Origin of the sequence: Promicromonospora sp. AC04, from assembly GCF_003058225.1 — a bacterium.
Lineage (GTDB): Bacteria > Actinomycetota > Actinomycetes > Actinomycetales > Cellulomonadaceae > Promicromonospora.
Map to the genome: position 1 here is coordinate 851,733 of NZ_QBUG01000001.1, position 21,321 is coordinate 873,053.

A 21,321-nucleotide genomic window follows, 5' to 3' on the forward strand; every position below is an offset into this window, starting at 1 on the left:
CACGTTCAGGCCGTCAGTGCGTGACCGCCTTCTCGGCGCCCGCGCCCGTGAGGGAGCGGACCTCCATCTCGGCGTACTTCTCCGGGTGCGACCGCTCCTTGCTCAGGTAGGTGCCGACGATGCCGAGCACGAACGCGAGCGGGATGGTCACGATGCCCGGGTTGTCGAGCGGGAACCAGTGGAAGTCGATGGCCGGGTTGCTGATCATCGACTTGCTGAGCCCGGTGACCGGGTCGGCCGGCTTCCCGGAGACGACCGGCGAGAAGACGATCAGGACGACCGTCGAGATCAGGCCGCCGTAGATGCTCCACAGCGCGCCGGACGTGTTGAACCGCTTCCAGAACAGCGAGTAGATGATCGTCGGCAGGTTCGCCGACGCCGCGACGCAGAACGCCAGGGCCACGAGGAACGCGATGTTCTGCCCGTTGGCGAAGATCCCGCCGATGATCGCGATGATGCCGATCACGACCACCGTCCAGCGGGCCACCCGGACCTCGCCGTCCGGGGCGACCTGCCCCTTCTTGATGATCGAGGCGTAGATGTCGTGCGCGAAGCTCGTCGCCGCCGTGATCGTCAGGCCCGCCACCACGGCGAGGATCGTCGCGAACGCGACCGCCGCGATGATGCCGAGCAGGATCTCGCCGCCCAGCTCGAACGCGAGCAACGGCGCCGCCGAGTTCTGCCCGCCGGGTGCCGCGAGGATCGTCTCGGGTCCGACCAGCGCCCCTGCGCCGTACCCGAGCACCAGGGTGAACAAGTAGAAGATGCCGATCAGCCAGATCGCGACGACCACGGACTTCCGGGCCTCCTTGGCCGACGGGACCGTGTAGAAGCGCGTCAGCACGTGCGGGAGGCCCGCGGTGCCGAGCACCAAGGCCAGCGCGAGGGAGAGGAAGTCGAGCTGCGACAGGGCGGTCGCGCCGTACTGCAGGCCCGGTTCGAGGATGGCGTCGCCCTTCTCGCCGGCCATGTTCACGGCCTCCTGCATGACGGCGGAGAGGTTGAAGCCGAAGCGCGCGAGCACCCAGATCGTCATGGCGCCGGCGCCCAGGATGAGCAGCGTCGCCTTGATGATCTGCACCCACGTGGTGCCCTTCATGCCGCCCACCAGCACGTACAGGATCATCAGGGCACCGACAACGGCGATGACCAGGCCCTGGCCGGCCTTGTCGGTGATGCCGAGCAGGAGCGCGACGAGCCCGCCCGCGCCGGCCATCTGGGCCAGCAGGTAGAAGAACACGACGGCGAGCGTGGAGAGTGCCGCGGCCAGCCGGATCGGCCGCTGCTTCAGCCGGAACGACAGCACGTCGGCCATCGTGAACTTGCCCGTGTTCCGGAGCAGCTCCGCGACCAGCAGCAGCGCGACGAGCCAGGCCACGAGAAAGCCGATCGAGTACAGGAAGCCGTCGTACCCGTTGATGGCGATGGCGCCCGCGATGCCGAGGAAGCTCGCGGCGGACAGGTAGTCGCCGGCGATCGCCGTGCCGTTCTGCGTGCCCGTGAAGTTGCGGCCGCCGGCGTAGAAGTCCGCCGCGCTCTTGTTCTGCCGGGAGACCCGGAAGACAACGATGAGGGTGACCAGCACGAACGCCGCGAAGATGCCGATGTTGATCGCGGTGTTACCGACGTTCGTGGCCTCGGCTGCCTTGACGACCTCGTTCACAGCTGGCCCCCCTCGATCTCCTCGCGCAGGGCCTGCGCCCGGGCGTCGAACTTGTTGTTCGCCCACCGCGCGTAGAGCGTGGTGATCACGAACGTGGACACGAACTGCAGCAGCCCGAAGACCAGGCCGACCGTGATGTTCCCGGCCACCCGGATGCTCATGAACTCGTGCGCGTACGTGCTCATGAGCGCGTACAGGAAGTACCAGACGAGGAACAGCGCGGTCATCGGGAAGACGAAGTTCCGAAAGGCCCTGCGGAGACTCTGGAACTCGTCAGATCTCTCAACGCGTTGGTAATCGGTTTCAGCAGGCTCTGATGCCTGTACGTCACTCATGACGCCTCCATTGGCTCATGGGGGCGCGCGCTCTGCTCGCGGCCCGGTGCGCATTTCGCACCCGGGGCCCAATGTGCCGCACCTCACATGCTGGGGGCAAACAGATCTGACGGCGGGTTTACGGACTTGACCAAGTCGTTACAAATCCGACGTGCCTCCCCCGCCCGATCCAGGAACCGGCTGGTCAGCACATCGTCAGCGCCGGACGTACGCCAGGTCCGCGACAGCCCGCCCGGCAGTGTGCGCCTTGCGCTCGAACCCCGTGGGCACGCGCCCCTCGAACCGCGGAGCCAGGCGCCCCGGGCCGTGCGCGTTGGAGAGGTCCTCGTCCGCCTCCATGACCTCGATCATCTGCTCGGCGTACTCGGCCCAGTCGGTCGCGAGGCGCAGCGTCCCGCCGGTCCGCAGCACGCGCGCCGCGAGCGCCGCGAACTCCGCGGTGACCAGGCGGCGCTTGTGGTGCCGCGCCTTGTGCCACGGGTCGGGGAAGAAGACCCAGAGCTCGTCCACGGACCCGGCGGGAAGGGTCGTCTCGAGCAGCTCGGCCGCGTTGGCCTGCACGAGCCGCAGGTTCCGCAGCCCGTCCTGCCCCAGGGCCGCGCCGGCGCGCTCCGCGCGCGCGATCGTGTGCGCGAGCCCGGGCTGGTACACCTCGACGGCGAGGTAGTCGCGCTCGGGATCGGACGAGGCGGCCTCGACGACGGCGTCCCCCAGGCCCGAGCCGATCTCGACGACGAGCGGAGCCTTGCGCCCGAAGACGGCCTCCGCGTCCAGCACGAACTCAGGGTCCACGGAGGTCCGCGCGACCGCCCGGGGCACGTCGATCAGGTAGAAACCGTGGCGCTCGGCCCACATCCGCTTCTGCTTGTCCGTGAGCCGACCGGACCGGCGCACGAACGACACCGGCTTGGTCCGGAACCCCAGGAGGTCGGGCCGGTCGGCGGCGTCGGGCTGCGAAGGAACGGGCTGGCTCACGGGAAGAGCGTACGAGGTCGGGGCCCGGCGTTGCGTATCCGCACGGATTCATGGTTCGCCGCGCATGCCGAAGGGCGCTCGCGGCAGGCTGGGATCAGACGCCCCGAACACCAGCTGCCTCAGGAGGTGAGCATGCTCGCCATCGCACCCATCACTGATCCGGACGACGGCGCCGGACGCGAGGATGATCTGGACCGCCCCCAATGGGGAGAGCCCGTCGACTTCCCTCGCGCGTCCAGCGGCGACCCGACCTTCGAGTCACGTACGGACGAGATCCTCCGGTCCATGAACGTCGACGTTTGCACCGAGGTCCCGTGACCGACCGCGGTTCCTGCTCGCGGGTCGAGCTCGACGGCCGCCGGATCGTCGTCGAGCTGTCCGACGCCGACGTCGCGAGGCTGATCGCGACCGAGGCCCGGCGCGGCGTCGACGGCTCGGAGCTTGTCCTCGGGTGGATCCGGCGTGGGCTGCTCACCGACGGCGCCTGGGGCGAGCAACGCGGCCGGGACGACCGGACGACGCCGAGCGATCGGGTGACGCGAGACGTCGAGGTCGCGCAGCGGTCCGATGAGCTCTTCCGGGACCTTCTCGGCGACCCCGACCGCTCGGACTGACCCTTCAGGCGGTCACACGTGGTCGACCTCGGCCTGGAGTGTGGCCAAGGCCTCGGCTGGCTCCAGGTCCCCGACCAGGACGCGCAGGGTCAGACCATCGGCCAGGGCGAGCAGCCGCCGGGCCTGCTCCAGGGCCGCCGGGTCGCACGCGCCGCCGTCGGCCTCGTCACCCGCGCCCTGGTCCGAACGGCCGGCGCGGATCAGCCGGGCGCACTCGTCCTCCGCGCCCCGCCGGGCCTCGGCCAGCACCTGCCGGACGGCGGGGTGGTTGATCGACTTGGCCACGTAGGCGTACCAGACGCTGACGCCGATGCGGCCGGCGTCGTTCTCCGGGATCTGCTGGCTCACGACGTGCAGCAGCCGGTCGCGGGGCGTGGCGTCCGCGGTCTCCTGGTAGCCGGCGTAGGCGTTGTCGACCAGCGCGTTGCACCCTGCCAGCACGAGGGCTTCCTTGGTGCCGAAGTAGTGCTGGATCCGCCCCATCGAGACGCCGGCCGCTGCGGCCACCTGGCGCAGGCTCACACCCTCGATGCCGTGCTCGGCGATCACCAGCCAGAGCGCGAGGACTATCTCGGCCCGGCGCTCTTCGTGGTCGACGATCCTCGGCATGAGCACAGGCTATAGCAATACGATCGCATCGGAACCTGTTACGATGCGATCGTATTGCTAAACGTCGCCCGGTCACCGCGCCTGGCCCTCGAACCACCCCGAGAGGAACCCATGAGCAAGAACCCCACCGGAAAGCGCCGCCGCTGGCCCGTCGTCCTGCTGGCGATCGTGGCGGCGGTATCGACCAGCGGCCTGGTCCTGCTCGTCGCGGCCGGCGGCCCCGGCGTCGGCCACTTCCGCACCGTCGACGGCCGTCAGGCGTACGAGGACGCGTACGCGACCGCGCTGGCGGGCCTGCCCGAGCCCACCGAGACGCACGACGTCGAGACGAGCTTCGGCACGGTCCGTGCCTACGCCTGGATCAACGAGCAGAACCAGGACGCCACCCCGGTGGTGCTGCTGCCCGGCCGGTCGGCCGCCGTGCCGATGTGGGGCGACAACCTGCCCGACTACATCGAGCACCGCACCGTGTACGCGTTCGACACCCTCGGCGACACCGGACTGTCCGTGCAGGCCGCCCCGATGACCGGTATGGCGGACTCGGCCCGTTGGGTCGACGAGGCCATGACCGGCCTGGAGCTCGACCGGGTCCACCTGGTTGGGCACTCCCAGGGCGGCGGCCTGGCGGCTGCCGTCGCGGTGCGTCACCCGGAACGCCTGGCCAGCCTCACGCTGCTGGAGCCGGTCTTCACGCTGGGCATGATGCCGCTGCCGATCATCCTGGCCTCGATCCCCGTGTCGCTGCCGTTCCTGCCGGAGTCGTGGCGCGAGGCCGGGCTGAACCGGATCGGCGGCGTCGATGCCGAGGAGGTGGACCCGGACGACCCGCTGGCCCGGCTGATCGCCCTGGGCTCCCGGCACTTCGACTCGTCGTCCCTGCCCAGCCCCGCCGTCCTGAGCGACGCCGAGCTGAAGGGCCTGCCGATGCCGGTGTACGTCGCGATCGCCAGCGACACCTCCCTGGCCGGCGGCGAGGCCGCGGCCGAGAAGGCGAAGCTGATCCCGGACGCGCAGGTCAAGATCTGGCCGAACACCACGCACTCCCTGCCGATGCAGGTAGCCCCGGCCCTGGACGCCGAGCTGGAGACGTTCTGGACGGCAAACCCGTAGGCAGGTTCCGACGAAGGTCCGCTTCTACCAAACCGTCCGGCATGCTCCGATCGCGGGAATCCATGCACGACGCTTGGTAGAGGCGGACCTTGAAGCGGCCGCCCGAACGCCTTTGCACCCGTAGCCGTATCCGTCAGAACGCCCCGCCAGCCGCTCCATCGCCCGACCTGTTGCCTATACGCAACAACTTCGATTATCGCAGGCCAATACCGAGCTATTGCGCCACGATCGTATCCATGCCCGCTCGAACCAACATAGCCAACCAGCACCACCGACCCGTCGGGTGCCAAAATGCTAACGTTTCCGTTAGTATTTTGACGCGGAGGTGGACGGTGCAAGCACAGGACATGCTGTGGGACGTGGCGCTCGACCAGCATGGCTACGTCACGCTGTCCGACGCCCGCAACCTCGGTATCAGCAAGGACGCCGTCACGATGCTCGCCCGTCGGAAGAAGATCCAACGGGTCGCCACCGCGGTCTATCGCTTCCCCAGGTTTCCGGCCGGCGCTAATGCGCCCTACATGCAGGCCGTGCTCTGGGCGGGCGACCCCGGAGCATGCCTGAGCCACGACACGGCGCTCGCCGCGTACGAGGTGAGCGACATCAACCCTGATCGCGTGCACCTCACAGTCCCGCGAGCCCGGCGCATCCGCCGCTCCGGCGGCGACCTGTACACCGTCCACCACGAGGACCTCGCCGACGATGAAATCGGCTGGTGGGACGAGATTCCGACAGTCACGCTGCCTACTGCGATCCGGCAGTGCATCGACAGCGGCGTCCCGACCTACCTGCTCCGGCAGGCACTGGAACGCGGTCTCGAAGTCGGGCGCCTGGGCGACATCGACCAGAAGGCACTGGCCCTCCGCCTGGAAGAACGGGCGTGACCGCCCATGACCCGATCGCACTGATCGGTTCCCTACCGGACCGCGACAAAGAGCCGACGAATGCACGGGTCCTGGACGCCTGGATCTCGGCAGCGCACGACAAGGTCGAGCTGGACAGCGGGCGCCTTGGCTGGCTCGTCGCGTCCACCGTCGTGGTCGCGGTACTGCAGCGCGCCGTCGGATCACCTGACCGGCACGTTCCTCCTGAAGGGAGGGACATATCTCCAGCATCGCCTAGGCCGCTCAGCCGGGCCGACGAAGGACGTCGATGGGATCATCAGCGGCGACATCGAGTTCGTCCGCCATCTCGACTCCGTCCTGATCGAGCCGTGGGGACCCCTCACGCTAGAGCGCGGTCCGGTCGAGACGATCGAGACTCCCGCCCGTGTAGCAAAGCCGCGCCGGTTCGACGTCCGTCTGAGCATCCGCGGCAAGATCTGGCGCAAGCTCCAGGTCGAGATTGCACCCGAAGAGGGCTCTGCAGCCTTGGAGAACGATGTGCTTCCCGCGCCGCCGCTCGACCATTTCGGGCTGCCATCACCGGACGGCTTGCTGGGAATCGCTCTGCGCTACCAGATCGCCCAAAACTGCATGCGTGCACCGATCCCCACGACCCACCCGCGGCCAGGAACGATCGAGCACGCGACGTCGTCGACCTACTTGCATTGCGAGACCTGGCAGAGATCGAAGGCGTAGTGAGCCTTCGCGACCTGCGTAGCGCGTGTGTGGACGTGTTCAACTCACGTGCCGAAGACGCGCGAACCCTCGGACGAGCCACCCGCCATTGGCCCTGCACGGCCGTGGCGCACATGCACTGGGGACCCGACTTCGTCGCAGCGGCGGCAGCTGTCGGGCGCTCCGGCCTGACGATCGATGTCGCCATCTCCGAGCTCAACTCCTGGATTGCCGCCATCGAGGGTGCCGAGTGAGCAACGGCCAGCACGGCCAGGTCTGCCGAACGTAGGAGTACTCGCTTCATGGGCGCTCATGAAGCGAGTACTCCTACGCTCAGCCGGTCAGAGCTGGTGCTCCTACGTTCGGCGGTCAGAACGCACCCGCGAGCCGTTCCACGACCCACCACAGCGCAACCGCCGCGATCGCCGTGCAGGCCGCACCGAGCACCCAGCGGGCAGCCCGCGGGGCCCGGACGCGCAGCAGCACCAGCAGCGGGAACACCACAGCGATGATGCCGAGCTGCACCGCCTCGATGCCCACGTTGAACGACAGCAGCGACCACAGCAGGGTCCACGACCACGCCGCGTCGATGCCGAGCGCGCCCGCGAACCCGACGCCGTGCACCAGGCCGAAGACGAACACCACGGGCAGCCGCCAGCGGTCCCAGGCGGTCAGAGCGTCCCGGGAACCGGCCGGGGCCCGCCACCGCAGGGCGTCCCGCACGGGGCCCGACGTCGTCCCGTCGCCGTGCGTGACCGCCCCGCCACCACCAAGTGCCCCGCCATCCCCGAACGCCCCGCCGCCACCGCGCCAGATCAGTACCAGGTCGACCGCCGCCACCACCGCGATCGACGCCGCGATCACCGGCTCGACCACCATTGAGGGCACGGAGACCACACCAAGGGCCGCGAGCAGGAACGTCACGGAGTGCGCCACCGTGAACGCGGTGGCGGTCCAGACGACGTCGCGCAGCCGACGCGCGCCGATCAGCAGCGCCAGCAGGAACAGCACGTGGTCCAGCCCGAACAGCAGGTGCTCGCCGCCCAGCACGAAGAACTCCCCGACCTGCTTCAGCAGGCGGTGCTCCCCCGTCGTCAGGGTGGGCGACGCCGCGGTGAGCACCGCGGAGCCCTCCTCCTCGTCGAGCGTGTACCGGACGATCGTCTCCGTGGAGTGCACGAACGACTCCGCGTCCGGGAACAGCGCGCTGGAGACCTCGTGCACGCCCCCGGGCTCGCCGGCGCAGGCGAAGGAGTACGTGAGCGAGGCATAGGCCCGCTCGCCGCGCTCCACGACGTCGGCCGCGTCGAGCGCCGGGGCGCACGGCTCGCCGTCGTGCGTGACCGCGAAGCGGTCGGTGACGTACCCGTCCACTTCGGCCTCGTGCTCGTCGAGCTGGGCGAGCTGGTCATCCCGGCCGGTGGCCTCGTACGCCTCGGCCCGCAGCCAGGCGGACTTCATGAGCAGGTCGTACTCGAGGTCGAGCACCGCAACGACGTCCGGGCCGCCGCCCTCCGGACCGGACGACGACGGCGCCGTGGTCACCTCGGCGTAGACGTCACTGGTGGCGTCGTGCGCCGAGGCGACCTGCCCCACGGCGGGGCTGCTCAGCACTGCGAGCAGCCCCGCCAGGGCCAAGGTGCGGCGGAGCCTCAACGGCGCGCCGTGGTGAAGTACGCCGGCGACGCCGTCGTCGTGCCGCCACCGGAGGTGCGGGCGGTGACGAACCAGGCGTACGTGCGGTCCGGCTTGAGGCCCGACCACCGGACGGAGGCGACCTCACCGGAGGCCACCGTGTCCCGGCCGATCTCGTAGACCGGGTCGTACAGCACCACGGAGTCGGTGCTGAACGACGTGCTGCGGGAGGTCAGGTCGACCGGCAGCACCATGTTGTCCTCGAGGCCGTTGTACCGGTGCTCGGTGTCGTACTCCGTGGCGCCGAACTCGCCGAGCAGCGGGGAGTAGGTGTCGATGGACACCTCGCCGCGGTCGACGTCGAACTGGAGCATGCGGAAGAACGACGCGCCGAACTGGAGCTGGTCGGTGGGGTTGTACCCGCCGATCTGGGTGAGCCCGAGCTGGTCCGCGGACACCGTGTAGAACTGGTAGTCCGCGAGCAGCTCGACCACGCCGCCGCCGATGTCCCCGACCACGGGCGGGCGCACGTTGGTGCCCACGCCGTGCCGGTGCCCGGCCAGCACCATGAAGACGTTCGGGTTGTCCTTGACGAGCAGGTTGTAGAGCAGCGGCCCGTCGGACCCGCCGAAGTTGGCGCCGCGACCGTCGGGCGACGAGGACGGCTCCAGGTAGTCGTGCGTGAGCAGGATGCCGTTGCGGTCCGAGTACCGGTCGAAGATCGACGCCGCCCACTCGGCCTCGTCCCGCGTCACGCCGTAGGACAGGCCCACCACCACGAAGTCCAGGCCGCCGGCCGAGAACAGGTCGTAGTGGTTCTCGTTGGAGCCCTCGGTCATGGTGCCGCCGTAGGTGGCGTTCTCCCAGTCCTCCGCGAGCGCCTCGTAACGGTCCGGCCCGAAGTACCGGTCGTACAGCTCGGGGTCGGTGCCCGACTGGTTGTCGTGGTTGCCCGCGACCACACCGTTCGGGATGCCCGCGGCGTCGATGCGGCCCTGCGCCTGCGACGCGAACTCGAGCTCGCCCATCACCTGGTCCTCGAGCTCCGGTGGGAACGCCCGGATGTTGTTCTCGATGATGTCACCGGTGTGCGCCACGTACGCGATCTTGCGCTCGTCGGCGTTCTCGACGATCCAGTCCATGACGCCGTTGTAGCCCTGCGCCCACACGGCCCGCTCCTCGGCCGTCTCCTGCTCGACGGCGCCCTCGGACAGGTACTGCGTGTCCGTGTAGTGCACCATCGAGAAGTCGTAGTCGTCCGGGTCCGCGAACTGGTCCTTGTCCCCCGCGTCGATGTCGTCGGCGAAGGGGTCCTCGCCGGTGACCATGGCGTGGACGATGCCCCGGTCCACGTAGTCCCTGGTCACGGTGCCCTCCAGCACGGTGCCGTCGACGGCGCCCCGCGCGGAGGCGACGACGTCCCAGACGTCGGTCTCCGGGTTCCAGGCGCGCAGGCTGACCAGGCGGGCCGGGTCGGCCGTGCCCTCCCAGCGCAGCACCGGCGCCTCGACCCGGCCGCGCACGGGCACGTCGAACCGCTGGTAGGTGACGTCGCCCGACGTCGGCGAGTCCGCGGACCGGCCGTCGCCAGGCTCCAGCGCCCCCGTGCTGAGCTTCTTCTGGCCGCGTACGTCCAGCGTGGACGGCACGTCGGTCGCCTCGCCCTGCCAGGCCTTGGTCGGCGTGAGGATCTCGGCGGCGGAGAAGCGCGCGGTGACGCGGCCGCCGTCGGGCTCGGAGACCGTCGCCCTGAGCGTCGCGGTGCGCCCCACGCCAGAGGTGCCCGACGCCGGCGCGACATCCACCGGCACGTCCGGGATCCCGGCGCTCACGAAGGCGATCTCGTGGGTGACCTCGTTGCCGAGGCCGTCCGTCGCGGAGACCGCGAGGATGTGGTCACCGGCCGAGAGGCCGGGGCCGACCGGGTCGCCCAGGGCGATCTCCGCGCCGTCGAGCGTCACGTCCGGGCCCTGCACCACGCCGGAGGGGTCGTCCACCGAGACCGCGAGCGGCACGGTCGAGGTGAGCCGGTCGCCCTCGGCGGGGGTGGCCGAGACGAGCGCCGGGCCGGAGTTGTCGGTGAAGAGCGCGCGGGTGGCGGTCTCGCCAGTGGTGGAGGTCGCCGCGAGCTCGTGCTCGCCGTCGGACAGCGTGGCGGTGTCGACGTCGGCGCGCAGGCCGCGGGCGGGGGCGTCCACCTGGAAGGTCAGCGTGACCTCGCGCAGCGCGGTGCCGCTGGAGCCGCAGGTGCCGTCGCCCATCGCGTAGGAGGGCTTCAGCCCGACGCCGGCCGCGGTGCCGACGGCGGGCGTCAGCGCGAGGTTGGAGATCGTGAAGTCGTCGCGGTTGCAGTCGCCCGCGAACGTGCCGGTGACGACCTTGACGGTGTTCTCGCCGGGCCGCAGCCACTCGTTCGGGATCGCGATGTCGGCGCGCCGGCTCGCGTACGAGCCGCCCATCGGCGTCTCGATACCGTTGACGACCAGCAGGTTCGCCGCGTTGCCGTCGACGGCGTTCGAGCCGACGTTAAACGAGAAGGCCGCGTCGCCCGAGCCGAGAGTGTTGATGGCCTCGACGGCCTCGCCGTCGACCGTGAGCTCCGTCGTGGCGCCGTCCCCGTCCGCCGGGCGGGCGCCCGTGACGGTGACCGTGCCGTTGGCGAGGGTGCCATCGGTCGGGGTGAGTCGAGGGGCGCCGGCGGGCGCGTTGTTCACGCGGACCCGGTGGGCAGTCGTGTCGCCCGATGCCGTGCGGGCCTCGATCGTGTGCGCGCCGTTGGCCAGCGTCGTGGTGTCGAGGTCGGCGCTCAGGCCGGTGGTGCCCTGCGGGTCGCCCTGCACGAAGAACGACAGCTCCGCACGCAGCAGCAGGCTGGTGTTGGTGCCGCAGCTCCCGTCGCCGAACGAGTAGGTGTACTCGTTCTCCTCGCCATCGGCGAGCTCGCCGAGGGGTTCGAGCGTGAAGTCCGACAGCACGAAGTCGTCGTGGTTGACGCCGCAGTCGGTGTCGATGGTGCCCACGACTACCTCGACGGTGTTCTCGCCGGTCACGAGGTACTCGTTGGGGACCTCCAGCTCGACGCGCTCGCTCACGGCGTCGGGCAGGTAGATCGGCTCCGACCCGTTGACCGACACGTAGTTCCGATAGCGCGACTCGGTCGAGTTCGTGGCGACGTCGTAACCGAGGATCGAGGTGCCGAGCGTCTCGGCGGCACCCGGCACGTCGGCGCCGTCGACGGTGAGGCGCTCGATGTCGTCGCCGGGGGCGACGGGCTCGGCAGCGACGGGGACGGTCCCCTCGAGGAACTCGCCGTCGTCCGGCGTGAGGACCGGGCTGCCCGACGCCGGGGCCTCCGGCGCGTGCGGGGCGGTCGCCGTCGTGGCCCCGACCGAGCCGGTGTCCGCGGGGGCGACATTCGCGGGGGCGGCCGACGACGACGTCGCTACCCACCCCGTCATGGCCAGCGTGGCCGCCGTGACCGCCGCGACGAGGCCGAGCTGCTGCCTGGTCCGCTGTCTCGCTCGCTGATTCCTGGTGACTGGCCGCATGGCCGTCCTCCCTGTTCCGTGAAGGTGGACGGCTCCGAGCACGCCCGGAGGTCAACCTGTCCCGGGTGAATGAACGGAACGGGAGCAGAAGGCGACAACCGGACAAACTGTGAGACACCTGAATGAATCGCCTGCTTGGCGGGGCGATCGGAGTGGGTGAACTTTCGCCGGCTTCCAGCGGCCGGCTCCTAGGCTGCCCTTTCATGACGAACCCTGACGACCAGATCCAGCTGTGCTGCTTCCTCTGGGCGCACCCCGGCCAGGAGGCAGCGCTCACGGCATACGAGGACCGCGTTCTGGCGCTCGTCCCGGAGCACGGCGGCGCGGTCCTGCAACGCGCGGTGTCCGACGGCGCGGACGGCCGGCCGCACGAGGTCCAGCTCTACCGGTTCGCCAGGCAGCAGGACTTGGACGGCTACGTCGCCGACCCCCGCCGGACGGCGCTGGCCGAGGAGCGGGACCGGGTGGTGGCGCGCACCGAGCTGTTCCCGGTTGACCTGCTGTAGCGGGCGTCCAACGGGAACGGCGAAGGCCCCCACCGTGGTGGGGGCCTTCGCCGTGTTGTGCGCCATCTAGGACTTGAACCTAGAACCCGCTGATTAAGAGTCAGCTGCTCTGCCAATTGAGCTAATGGCGCCTGCGACGGAAAGATTACCAGGGCTTGGACCCTCTGGCGCACCGCTTTCTCCGCCTCGCGACAGGCCCTCGCCACTACCCCGAGAGGGGCTGCTGGACCGTCGCGTTGGTGCGCCATCTAGGACTTGAACCTAGAACCCGCTGATTAAGAGTCAGCTGCTCTGCCAATTGAGCTAATGGCGCGCAACGGGAAGAAACACTACCAGGACCAGCGGCGTCACCGGTAACCGAACGAGCGGCTCGGACCTGTGAACTGCGCGACAGACAGGCGCGACAGACAGGCGCGACGGACAGGCCTACAGGTAGAGGCCCGTCGAGCCGTCCGCCTCGTCGCTCTCGGCCACGCCGTGCACGTCGCGCTCGCGCAGGAGCACGTAGTCCTTGCCGCCCAGATCTACCTCGGCGCGCTCCTCGGGGTCGTACAGGACGCGGTCGCCGACGTCGACCTGCCGCACGTGCTCACCCTTGGCCACGACCTTCGCCCACGCGAGCCGCTTGGGCCCGACGGCGGTCGCCGGGATCACGAGGCCCGCCGTCGACTGCCGCTCCGACGCGTCCGTCTCGGGCTCCACCAGGAGCCGGTCGTGCAGCATGCGGATCGGAAGGTTGCCAGGCTGGGTAGCGGCGTTCGTCACAGCGGGGGTGCTCACAGGACAACGCTACGCGACCGCCGGACGCCGTCGTCCACAGGCTCCTGGCGTGCGGGACACCGGGAGCCCGGAGGGCGACTAACGTTGCGGGCATGACGACTCGCCTCGAGCCCGGGGACAAGGCTCCCGACTTCACCCTCCCGACCGCCGACGGCGCCACCGTCCGCCTCGCCGACCTGGCGCAGAGCACCGACAAGGGCGTCATCGTGTACTTCTACCCGGCCGCCGCGACGCCGGGATGCACCAAGGAGGCGTGCGACTTCCGCGACTCGGAGGCATCCCTCCTGGGCGCGGGCTACGCCGTCGTAGGCATCTCCCCCGACAAGGTCGCCAAGCTGGCCAAGTTCGCGCAGGACGAGACGCTCACCTTCCCGCTCGCGTCCGACGAGGACCACGCGACGCTGGAGGCGTACGGCGCCTGGGGCGAGAAGCAGAACTATGGCAAGACGTACGTGGGCGTGATCCGCTCCACGGTCGTGGTGAACCCGGACCTGACGGTCGCCGAGTCGTTCTACAACGTCAAGGCGACGGGCCACGTAGCCCGCATCCGCAAGGTCCTCGGGCTCGACTGATGGGCTCGCCCGCCGACCTGCTCGACGTCGACGCCGAGCTCAGCGACACCGAGCTGGCCACGCGGGACCGCGTGCGGGAGTTCGTGGACCGGCGAGTCCGGCCGAACATCGCCCGCTGGTTCGCCGATGCCTACTTCCCGCGCGAGCTCGTCCCCGAGCTGGGCGAGCTCGGGCTGCTCGGCATGCACCTGCACGGCCATGGCTGCGCCGGGCGGTCCGCCGTCGAGTACGGGCTGGCGGCGCAGGAGCTGGAGGCCGGCGACTCCGGCATCCGCACGTTCGTGTCGGTGCAGGGCTCGCTGGCGATGTCGGCGATCCACAAGCACGGCTCCGAGGCCCAGAAGCAGCAGTGGCTGCCGCGGATGGCGACGGGCGAGGTGGTGGGCTGCTTCGGGCTGACCGAGCCCGGAGCGGGCTCCGACCCGGCGGGCATGACCACCCGCGCCCGCTTCGAGCCGGGCAGCGAGGGCGGCGACGCCGGTGGCGAGTGGGTCCTGGACGGCGCCAAGCGGTGGATCGGTATGGCCTCGTTCGCCGACGTGGCGATCATCTGGGCCAAGGTCCGCGAGCCCCAGGACGACGGCGGCGAGCGGGACCGCGTGCGCGGGTTCATCGTGCCGACGTCGGCCCCGGGCTTCTCCGCCGTGCCCATCGAGCCGAAGCTGTCGATGCGCGCGTCCGTGCAGTGCGACATCACGCTGGACGGCGTGCGCGTGCCCGCGGACGCCATCCTGCCGGAGCACCCCGGCCTGGCGGGGCCGTTCGCGTGCCTCGACGAGGCGCGCTACGGCATCGTGTGGGGCGCGGTCGGCGCCGCGCGGGACGCGTTCGAGTCCGCCCTGGCCTACGCCAAGGGGCGCGAGCAGTTCGGTACGCCGATCGCGGGCTTCCAGCTCACGCAGGCCAAGCTCGTCGACATGGCGCTGGAGATCACCAAGGCGCAGCTCATGGCGCTGCGCCTCGGCCGGCTCAAGGACGCCGGGCGCCTGGAGGGGCACATGATCTCGGCGGGCAAGCTGAACAACGCGCGCATCGCCATCGACATCTGCCGCGAGGCACGCACCGTGCTGGGCGGCAACGGCATCACGCTCGACCACTCGCCGATGCGGCACGCCAGCAACCTGGAGTCGGTGCGCACCTACGAGGGCACCGACGAGGTGCACACGCTGGTGCTGGGCCGACACATCACGGGGATCGCCGCGTTCCGCTGACCTGCCCGTAGACTGAGCGCCGCGCGCGAGTGGCGTAATTGGCAGCCGCGCCAGGTTTAGGTCCTGGTGTCTTCGGACGTGCGGGTTCGAGTCCCGCCTCGCGCACCCTTCGGCTCTGCTGTGCCGGCCCAGCCGCGTCAGTTCTGCTGTGCGGCGAGGTCCTTCTTCACTGCCTCCATGTCGAGGCCGCGCACGGCCTCGACCACCTCGGCGAGGCCCTTGGCGGGCAGCGCGCCCGCCTGGCGGAAGACCAGCACGCCGTCGCGGAACGCCATCAGCGTCGGGATGGACGTCACCTGCGCGGCCGCCGAGATGCCCGGGTTGGCGTCGGTGTCGATCTTGGCGTGCACGATGTCGTCGTTCTTGTCCGAGGATGCCTCGAAGACCGGGCCGAACATCTTGCACGGCGGGCACCACGTGGCCCAGAAGTCCACCAGGACTATCCCGTTGTTGCTGACGGTCTTCTCGAACGTGGCGTCGGTGATCTCGACGGTTGCCATGTCACGCTTCCTCTCGTTGGGCGTCTCCCTGGTGAAGCACAGTTCTGCTCTCCGCTATTCCAGGAACAACAGCTCCGTGATCAGTTCAACACCGCTCGTGCCGGTCCGGCGGCGCGGAATAAGGCACCGCGAGGCCCGACCTGGTAGAACGGACCCGTGACGGACACTGCCGACTACCCAGCCGACGATTTCTACCACGACCCCTCCCAGGTGTCGGGGTGGCTGACCGACGAGGACCTCGCCGTCGTACGGGCGCAGCTCCCGCTCGTGTACGTCGATGCCGTTCCGGTCCGCGTCGACGACTCGGGCGACGTGGTCGCCGTCGGGCTGCTCCTGCGGGTGAACACCCAGGGCACGATGACGCGGGCCGTGGTCTCGGGGCGCGTCATGTACCACGAGCGGCTCCGGGACGCGCTGCTGCGGCACATCGAGAAGGACCTGGGCCCGGTCGCGCTGCCGCAGGTCCCGCCGTCGCCGCAGCCGTTCACCGTCGCCGAGTACTTCCCGACGCCGGGCATCACCGCGTTTCACGACCCGCGCCAGCACGCGGTGTCACTCGCGTACGTGGTGCCCGTGACGGGCGACTGCCGCCCGCAGCAGAACGCCCTGGACCTCGCCTGGCTGACGCCGGAGGAGGCGTGCGCCGACGACGTCCAGGCCGAGATGATGAACGGCCAGGGCATGCTGCTCAAGCAGGCAATGGCCCACGTGGGCCGGCTTCCGTGAGGTAGCGCTTTCGCCACCGGGTGCATCACGCCGCGATCGTCCGAGTGGACGAGCACTCCTCCACGAGTGCACCTAGCCTGATCCTTGATACCTGAAGATGTCGGTTCCCGTTGCGTATACGCAACAGCCCGCCACCCAGACCGATCAAGGAGAAGTTCGATTGAGCGGGCATGTGTTCGTGGACGAGACCAAAGCGCGCGACTACCTTCTGGTCGCTGTGGCGATCGATAGCGCGGATCTCAAGGCAGCACGATCCACGATCAGATCGTTGACGATGCCGGGCCAAGCACGACTGCACATGCATCGCGAGAGCGACTCACGACGGCGCAAGATCCTCGCGGCGATCTCGAAGCTCCCGGTCGAGGCGACGATCTTTCGGGCTGGCGGAGTGGATCGGCCGCGGCGAAAGGAGGCCGACCGTCGCAAGGCGTGCCTCGAAGAACTCGTCACGGGTGCGATTCGGGACGCGCGAACGAGCATCTGCATCGAACACGACGACAGCATGATCCAGGTGGACCGGAGCGTTCTCGTCGCCGCGACCAAAGCCCACCACGCGGAGAACACCCTGCGCTATCGCCACGACCGCGCCGCAAGCGAACCCCTGCTCGCGCTGCCTGATGCAGTTGCCTGGGCGTGGGCACGCGGCGGCGAGTGGCGGCCACGCTGCGATGACTTGGTGACGAAGGTGATCGACACCTGAAAATGCGCGAAGCCCGAGCGCACAGCCGTCCGGCTGGCTCTCGGGCTCACTTCCCACTGCTTAGCGCGGCGGGCTGCTCCCAGAATAGGCCGCCGCCTCCCAGTGCCGCAATGTGAATCAACCCGCCGCCGTCAGGACAGGTCCAGGACCGGCCAGTCCTCCAGGTCCGAGCGCATGCGCCGGTCGTGGGTGGCGACGACGACGGCGCACGGCGTGACCTGCAGGGCACGCGTCAGCTCGTCGACGAGGTCGATCGACAGGTGGTTCGTCGGCTCGTCGAGCAGCAGCAGGTGCGGCGCGTGCAGCAGCGCCCGAGCGATCTCGAACCGGCGCCGCTGCCCCGCGGACAGCTCGGCGAGCGGCCGGTCCAGGTCCTCCTCGCTGAGCAGGCCGAGCCCTGCGACGGGCACCACGTGGTCCGGGTCCAGCTCACCCGAGGCGAGCAGCCGCAGCGCCTCGTCGGCGTAGGTCTCGAAGCCGGTCAGCCGGCGCGCCTTGCCGGTGATGGGCTCGCTCTCCTGGCCGACGACGCCGATGCGCGCCCCCGGGGCGACCGACCGGCTCCCCCGGTCCAGCTCCAGGGTGCCGGCGAGCGCTGCGAGCAGCGTCGACTTGCCGGTCCCGTTCGGCCCCACGATGAGCAGCCGGCCCGACGGCGGGATCGCGACCCGTGTGCCGGGCAGGTCCACGCGAGCGCCGCCGTCGTCCCCGACGCGCGGCGAACGCACCTCCACCACCGGGTTGCTGGGGTCCCAGCCCGGCGACATCGCCGGGAGGTCCGGGAACCCCAGCTCCACCGGCGGGACGGGCACCTCGATGGCCTCGGCCTCGAGCTTCTGGACGAGCCGGTCGGCGGCCTTCACGTGGATGCGGGCGCGGGTGGCGCGGCGGTGCTTCTGCGAGCCCTTGGGCGGCCGCCACTCGTCGGAGAGCCCCTCGTAGGACTCGTCCAGGCGCTCGGCGAGCGCCGCGGCCCGTTTGCGCTCGGCCCGGTAGCGCTGCCGCCAGCGGTGCAGCGCCTGGTTCTTCGCGAACCGGTAGGCGAGGTAGCCCGGCTGCCCGTACAGCACGGGCTTGCCGTCCCAGGAGGGATCGAGGTCGAGGATGGCGGTGGCGACGTCGTCCAGCAGCTCGCGGTCGTGGGTCACGAGCACGACGGCGCCGCGCCACGCGACGAGCTCGCCCGTGAGGAACTCGATGGCGGAGTCGTCAAGGTGGTTGGTGGGCTCGTCGAGCAGAAGCAGGTCGGAGCGTTCGGCCAGGCGGCAGGCAAGGCGTACCCGGAACCGCTCCCCCACGCTGAGCCGGTCGAGCCGGCGCCTGGGGTCGCGCGGGGCGCCCAGCCGCGTGAGGGCCACCTCGACGCGCCGGTCGGCGTCCCAGGCGGCGAGGTGCTCCGCGAGCGAGAGGGTGCGCTCCAGCACCGCCAGGTCGCCCGAGCTGTGGTCGAACGCGGCAGCCGCGGCCTCCAGCTCGGCGGCCGCGGTCCGCAGGCCGTCGAGCGTCCCGGCGACCAGGTCGCCGATGGTCTGACCCGGCGTGGGGTGCAGCTCCTGCTCGACGAGCGCCACGGTGCCGTGCCGGCGTACCTCGCCCGACTTCGGCAGCAGGTCGCCGGCCAGCAGGTGCAGCAGGGTGGACTTGCCGGACCCGTTCTCGCCGACCACGCCGAGCCGTCCGCCGTCGGACACCGAGAAGGACACCCCGTCCATGACGGGCCGCCCGGGGTAGGCGAAACCGAGATCCTGGGCGACAAGGTGCATCTGCCAAGCCTACGGGGGACCGGACGGTGGCCCGAAGCCGGCCTGCACGGTGACCGGAGGCTCCCTGGCCTGCCCGCTTTCCTTTACGCGTGCGGCTCCCCACGCGAGGATGTGCCCGATCCCCTTGCCGGCCCCGCGCCAAGACCCTGGAGTGACGTGTCTCAGACCACGCCCGCCGTTCTGCCGGCTCTACGCCTGACCAACCTGCTCCTGGCTCCCGCGACGCGCACCCGCAGGGACGCCGACGCGGTGTTCGACCGGATGATCGCGCGCGCCGCCCGCGGACGGGCGCCGCTGAGCGCGGAGGCCGCGGCCGACCTCGATCACCTCCGCCTGGTGCTGCGCGCGTTCGCCGCCTTCCCCGGCCTGAGCCCGCTCGGCTGGACGGCGGGCCAGGCGATGCTGGCGGGCCGGATCCGGAACCGCGTGGTGGTCGGTGACCTGCGCGCCCGGCACCCCGAGATCGCCGACCAGCCGGTGGCGGCCCCGGTGTTCGTGGTCGGGATGCCCCGCACGGGAACCACGCTGACCTACAACGTCCTGTCCCGTTCGCCCGGTCACCGCGGACCGAAGCTCTGGGAGATGATGCACCCCGGCCTCGCCGTGGACGGCCGCGCCGAAGCCGCGCTGATCCGGCGCACCCGGCGCAAGTTCGCGGTGACCTCCGCGCTGAGCTCCACGTGGGACACCATCCACCCGATGTATGCGGCGGCCGAGGAGGAGGACACGTTCATCCGTGCCCACTCGGAGCTGCACTCGTCCGCCGTGCCCATGCCGGACTACCTCGAACGCCTCCGGACCTTCGACCATCGGCCGGACTACCGGTTCCTGCGCGACACGCTCCAGCTGCTGTCCTACGGCCGTCCCGCTCGGCGCTGGGTGCTCAAGCACCCGGCGAACCTCTTCCACCTGTCCGAGATCCGCGACGTGTTCCCCGACGCCCGGTTCGTGTGGACCCACCGGAGCCCCGAGGTGGCGCTGGCCTCGCTCTGCTCCCTGGCCGAGTCCTCGCAACGGATCCACCGGCGCCCCGGCGCCGTGGACCTCACCCAGATCGGCCGTGACTGGCTGGCGATCATGTCCCAGGGCGTGTCCCGCGCGCTCGTCCAGCGGGCCGAGCTGGGGCCCGACGCCGTGCTCGACCTGCCGTACGGCCGCCTCACCGGCGAACCGGGCGCGGCCCTGCCGGAGCTGTTCGAGCAGCTCGGCGCGCAGTGGGGCGCCGACGACGACGCGAACCTGACCGCGGCCCTCGAGGCCCCGAAGAGCCGGCCGCCGCACCAGTACAGCCTGGAGCGGTTCGGCCTGGAACGCTCCGAGGTGCGCGCGGCGTTCGCCGACTATGTGACCTTGCTGGCGACCCTCCCGAGGTAGCAGCGAGGGCCGGTGCGGCAGACGTCGGGCCCGCAGCCCTCCTCGCGGAGCGGCTGCGGGCCCGAGCGGGTTCAGCGCGTCAGAGCGACGCGGCCGAGGTGTAGAGCGTCTGGGCAACGCTACCCAGGTACGGGCCGAACATGTAGCTCCGCAGGGGGCCGCCCCGGTACTTGAAGGAGTTCACCGAGTTGAGCGTGCCGACGCCGGTGGACTCGGAGTAGCCCACGAACCAGGGGCCGCCGGACGAGCCGCCGGTCAGGTTGCAGTTCAGCCCCTGGTCGGTGCTCCCGCCGTAGGTGTCCTGCACGACGGTGCCGTGGCACCACGCGATGTCCGTGCCGTCGTACGGGTTGGCCGCCGGGTAGCCGAACGAGTACATGTACTGGCCGCGAGCCTGGTTGAAGCCGATGGACTGGCCGCCCACGACGTCGGTCAGGTGCGCCCCGTTCACCGTGTTCAGCACCGCGAAGGCGACGTCGTAGTCGAAGTCGCCGCTGTTCTGCCACTGCGTGGTGGTGGTGAGCTGACGAGCCGTGAACGTGCCGTACGGCCGGGCGCCGTCGTCGTAGGCCGGGACGAACGCCCAGTTCGTGGCGTAGGCACCTGGACCCTCGTTGACGCAGTGGCCCGCCGTGAGCACCACGTCCTTGTTCCCGGACGTCACCGCGCTGCCCGAGCAGACGTAGTTGACGCCGCCGAGCGTGAAGAAGACCTTGCCGGTGGTGTCGACGACCTTGCCGCCACCCGTGTAGTAGTCGCCCACGAAGTCGGCGGACGGCGCGGCCTTGGCCTGCGGGACGACGGTCGGCGCACCCGCCGCCACCTTGTCTCCGGCCGAGGCCTTGCTCTTGGCGGCCACCAGGACGTCCGCGGGCACGGCGTCACGCATCCGCTGCGGGGTCCAGTAGTCGGTCACCCGGTCCTGGGCCGCCCGGGTGGTCGCCGCGCTGTGCACTGCGACGTCGCCGGTGACGTCACTCGGCCGGGCCTGCGACGGCGCGCCGAACGCGACGGCTGCGGTGCCGCTCAGGGCCAGAGCCGCCAAGCCCCCGAGAAGGGCGCGGGAGAGGTTGCTTCGCATGCTGCCTCCTTGATCACAACGGCCCGCCGAACAGCGGGCCGGGAGGATCGTGGATCCTGG

Annotated in this window: 21 protein-coding genes and 3 tRNA genes; 12 read left to right on the plus strand and 12 right to left on the minus strand. The window is 70.4% G+C overall.

What is annotated here, in order from left to right; all coding sequences use genetic code 11:
* Positions 1-13: 13 nt before the first annotated feature.
* From C8K30_RS03625 to trmB, 3 genes are all read right to left on the minus strand, one after another.
* The gene (locus tag C8K30_RS03625) at positions 14-1,663 is read right to left on the minus strand and encodes a cation acetate symporter (protein ID WP_108491478.1); all 1,650 of its coding nucleotides are present in this window, start codon (positions 1,661-1,663) and stop codon (positions 14-16) included.
* On the minus strand, positions 1,660-1,998 hold the full coding sequence (locus tag C8K30_RS03630) for a DUF485 domain-containing protein (protein WP_108491479.1): 339 nt from the start codon (positions 1,996-1,998) through the stop codon (positions 1,660-1,662). Before C8K30_RS03630 ends, C8K30_RS03625 begins: the two co-directional genes overlap by 4 nt.
* A gap of 195 nt (positions 1,999-2,193) precedes the next feature.
* Positions 2,194-2,973: a tRNA (guanosine(46)-N7)-methyltransferase TrmB gene (trmB, locus tag C8K30_RS03635; protein WP_108491480.1), complete on the minus strand. Its 780-nt coding sequence runs from the start codon at positions 2,971-2,973 to the stop codon at positions 2,194-2,196.
* Positions 2,974-3,105: 132 nt separating this feature from the next.
* Here trmB and C8K30_RS03640 point away from each other — a divergent pair, with 132 nt between their 5' ends.
* Both C8K30_RS03640 and C8K30_RS03645 read left to right on the plus strand, forming a co-directional pair.
* On the plus strand, positions 3,106-3,291 hold the full coding sequence (locus C8K30_RS03640) for a hypothetical protein (RefSeq protein WP_108491481.1): 186 nt from the start codon (positions 3,106-3,108) through the stop codon (positions 3,289-3,291).
* On the plus strand, positions 3,288-3,587 hold the full coding sequence (locus tag C8K30_RS03645; protein WP_108491482.1) for a hypothetical protein: 300 nt from the start codon (positions 3,288-3,290) through the stop codon (positions 3,585-3,587). The genes C8K30_RS03640 and C8K30_RS03645 overlap by 4 nt, the downstream gene beginning before the upstream one ends.
* A gap of 12 nt (positions 3,588-3,599) precedes the next feature.
* Here C8K30_RS03645 and C8K30_RS03650 read toward each other — a convergent pair whose 3' ends face one another.
* Positions 3,600-4,196, minus strand: coding sequence for a TetR/AcrR family transcriptional regulator (locus tag C8K30_RS03650; protein WP_108491483.1), 597 nt, complete (start codon positions 4,194-4,196; stop codon positions 3,600-3,602).
* A 111-nt stretch (positions 4,197-4,307) separates the two neighbouring features.
* On the opposite strand from C8K30_RS03650, the gene C8K30_RS03655 reads away from it, so the two are divergent.
* From C8K30_RS03655 to C8K30_RS03665, 3 genes are all read left to right on the plus strand, one after another.
* Positions 4,308-5,306 (plus strand): alpha/beta fold hydrolase, encoded by a 999-nt coding sequence (locus C8K30_RS03655; RefSeq protein ID WP_108491484.1) that lies wholly within the window; start codon positions 4,308-4,310, stop codon positions 5,304-5,306.
* A 359-nt stretch (positions 5,307-5,665) separates the two neighbouring features.
* A complete protein-coding gene (locus C8K30_RS03660; protein ID WP_233256950.1) occupies positions 5,666-6,190 on the plus strand; it encodes a type IV toxin-antitoxin system AbiEi family antitoxin domain-containing protein in 525 nt (174 codons plus the stop codon).
* A gap of 126 nt (positions 6,191-6,316) precedes the next feature.
* Positions 6,317-6,886 (plus strand): hypothetical protein, encoded by a 570-nt coding sequence (locus C8K30_RS03665; protein WP_108491486.1) that lies wholly within the window; start codon positions 6,317-6,319, stop codon positions 6,884-6,886.
* A gap of 348 nt (positions 6,887-7,234) precedes the next feature.
* On the opposite strand, the gene C8K30_RS03670 is transcribed toward C8K30_RS03665, so the two are convergent.
* Together C8K30_RS03670 and C8K30_RS03675 are read right to left on the minus strand one after the other, a co-directional pair.
* On the minus strand, positions 7,235-8,521 hold the full coding sequence (locus C8K30_RS03670; protein ID WP_108491487.1) for a HupE/UreJ family protein: 1,287 nt from the start codon (positions 8,519-8,521) through the stop codon (positions 7,235-7,237).
* The gene (locus C8K30_RS03675; protein WP_146197316.1) at positions 8,518-12,048 is read right to left on the minus strand and encodes a metallophosphoesterase; all 3,531 of its coding nucleotides are present in this window, start codon (positions 12,046-12,048) and stop codon (positions 8,518-8,520) included. Before C8K30_RS03675 ends, C8K30_RS03670 begins: the two co-directional genes overlap by 4 nt.
* 203 nt (positions 12,049-12,251) lie before the next feature.
* Between C8K30_RS03675 and C8K30_RS03685 the strand changes: the two genes are divergently transcribed.
* Positions 12,252-12,554: a hypothetical protein gene (locus C8K30_RS03685; protein WP_108491489.1), complete on the plus strand. Its 303-nt coding sequence runs from the start codon at positions 12,252-12,254 to the stop codon at positions 12,552-12,554.
* Between the two features lie 58 nt (positions 12,555-12,612).
* Here the strand turns inward: C8K30_RS03685 and C8K30_RS03690 are convergent.
* The 3 genes from C8K30_RS03690 to C8K30_RS03700 all read right to left on the minus strand — a co-directional run bounded on the left by C8K30_RS03690 (position 12,613) and on the right by C8K30_RS03700 (position 13,277).
* Positions 12,613-12,685: transfer RNA gene (locus C8K30_RS03690), tRNA-Lys, on the minus strand.
* A gap of 106 nt (positions 12,686-12,791) precedes the next feature.
* Positions 12,792-12,867 (minus strand) — tRNA-Lys (locus C8K30_RS03695).
* 113 nt (positions 12,868-12,980) lie between these two features.
* Positions 12,981-13,277: a co-chaperone GroES gene (locus tag C8K30_RS03700; RefSeq protein ID WP_108491490.1), complete on the minus strand. Its 297-nt coding sequence runs from the start codon at positions 13,275-13,277 to the stop codon at positions 12,981-12,983.
* A 149-nt stretch (positions 13,278-13,426) separates the two neighbouring features.
* On the opposite strand from C8K30_RS03700, the gene bcp reads away from it, so the two are divergent.
* From bcp to C8K30_RS03715, 3 genes are all read left to right on the plus strand, one after another.
* Positions 13,427-13,906 carry a thioredoxin-dependent thiol peroxidase gene (gene bcp / locus C8K30_RS03705; protein WP_108491491.1) on the plus strand — a complete coding sequence of 160 codons (480 nt, stop codon included), beginning with the start codon at positions 13,427-13,429 and terminating at the stop codon, positions 13,904-13,906.
* On the plus strand, positions 13,906-15,117 hold the full coding sequence (locus C8K30_RS03710) for an acyl-CoA dehydrogenase family protein (protein ID WP_108491492.1): 1,212 nt from the start codon (positions 13,906-13,908) through the stop codon (positions 15,115-15,117). The genes bcp and C8K30_RS03710 overlap by 1 nt, the downstream gene beginning before the upstream one ends.
* Positions 15,118-15,140: 23 nt before the next feature.
* Positions 15,141-15,222: transfer RNA gene (locus tag C8K30_RS03715), tRNA-Leu, on the plus strand.
* 32 nt (positions 15,223-15,254) lie between these two features.
* Here C8K30_RS03715 and trxA read toward each other — a convergent pair.
* The gene (trxA, locus tag C8K30_RS03720; RefSeq protein WP_108491493.1) at positions 15,255-15,617 is read right to left on the minus strand and encodes a thioredoxin; all 363 of its coding nucleotides are present in this window, start codon (positions 15,615-15,617) and stop codon (positions 15,255-15,257) included.
* A gap of 156 nt (positions 15,618-15,773) precedes the next feature.
* On the opposite strand from trxA, the gene C8K30_RS03725 reads away from it, so the two are divergent.
* Together C8K30_RS03725 and C8K30_RS03730 are read left to right on the plus strand one after the other, a co-directional pair.
* Positions 15,774-16,343 (plus strand): NUDIX hydrolase family protein, encoded by a 570-nt coding sequence (locus tag C8K30_RS03725; protein WP_108491494.1) that lies wholly within the window; start codon positions 15,774-15,776, stop codon positions 16,341-16,343.
* 160 nt (positions 16,344-16,503) lie between these two features.
* A complete protein-coding gene (locus C8K30_RS03730; RefSeq protein ID WP_146197317.1) occupies positions 16,504-17,043 on the plus strand; it encodes a hypothetical protein in 540 nt (179 codons plus the stop codon).
* Positions 17,044-17,174: 131 nt separating this feature from the next.
* On the opposite strand, the gene C8K30_RS03735 is transcribed toward C8K30_RS03730, so the two are convergent.
* On the minus strand, positions 17,175-18,806 hold the full coding sequence (locus C8K30_RS03735; protein WP_108491496.1) for an ATP-binding cassette domain-containing protein: 1,632 nt from the start codon (positions 18,804-18,806) through the stop codon (positions 17,175-17,177).
* 156 nt (positions 18,807-18,962) lie between these two features.
* On the opposite strand from C8K30_RS03735, the gene C8K30_RS03740 reads away from it, so the two are divergent.
* Complete coding sequence (locus tag C8K30_RS03740) at positions 18,963-20,180, plus strand: sulfotransferase (RefSeq protein ID WP_108491497.1); 1,218 nt, start codon at positions 18,963-18,965, stop codon at positions 20,178-20,180.
* 79 nt (positions 20,181-20,259) lie between these two features.
* Here the strand turns inward: C8K30_RS03740 and C8K30_RS03745 are convergent, their stop codons facing one another.
* Positions 20,260-21,261, minus strand: coding sequence for a serine protease (locus C8K30_RS03745; RefSeq protein WP_108491498.1), 1,002 nt, complete (start codon positions 21,259-21,261; stop codon positions 20,260-20,262).
* Positions 21,262-21,321 lie beyond the last annotated feature (60 nt).

What these genes read in the sequence shown, in the direction of transcription:
- C8K30_RS03685 (WP_108491489.1), top strand. Translation starts at nt 12,252, where the DNA reads ATGACGAACCCTGACGACCAGATCCAGCTGTGCTGCTTCCTCTGGGCG.
- C8K30_RS03710 (WP_108491492.1), top strand. Translation starts at nt 13,906, where the DNA reads ATGGGCTCGCCCGCCGACCTGCTCGACGTCGACGCCGAGCTCAGCGAC.
- C8K30_RS03735 (WP_108491496.1), bottom strand. Translation starts at nt 18,806, where the DNA reads ATGCACCTTGTCGCCCAGGATCTCGGTTTCGCCTACCCCGGGCGGCCC.
- C8K30_RS03650 (WP_108491483.1), bottom strand. Translation starts at nt 4,196, where the DNA reads ATGCCGAGGATCGTCGACCACGAAGAGCGCCGGGCCGAGATAGTCCTC.
- C8K30_RS03745 (WP_108491498.1), bottom strand. Translation starts at nt 21,261, where the DNA reads ATGCGAAGCAACCTCTCCCGCGCCCTTCTCGGGGGCTTGGCGGCTCTG.
- C8K30_RS03640 (WP_108491481.1), top strand. Translation starts at nt 3,106, where the DNA reads ATGCTCGCCATCGCACCCATCACTGATCCGGACGACGGCGCCGGACGC.
- C8K30_RS03655 (WP_108491484.1), top strand. Translation starts at nt 4,308, where the DNA reads ATGAGCAAGAACCCCACCGGAAAGCGCCGCCGCTGGCCCGTCGTCCTG.
- trxA (WP_108491493.1), bottom strand. Translation starts at nt 15,617, where the DNA reads ATGGCAACCGTCGAGATCACCGACGCCACGTTCGAGAAGACCGTCAGC.
- C8K30_RS03700 (WP_108491490.1), bottom strand. Translation starts at nt 13,277, where the DNA reads ATGCTGCACGACCGGCTCCTGGTGGAGCCCGAGACGGACGCGTCGGAG.
- C8K30_RS03675 (WP_146197316.1), bottom strand. Translation starts at nt 12,048, where the DNA reads ATGCGGCCAGTCACCAGGAATCAGCGAGCGAGACAGCGGACCAGGCAG.
- bcp (WP_108491491.1), top strand. Translation starts at nt 13,427, where the DNA reads ATGACGACTCGCCTCGAGCCCGGGGACAAGGCTCCCGACTTCACCCTC.
- C8K30_RS03630 (WP_108491479.1), bottom strand. Translation starts at nt 1,998, where the DNA reads ATGAGTGACGTACAGGCATCAGAGCCTGCTGAAACCGATTACCAACGC.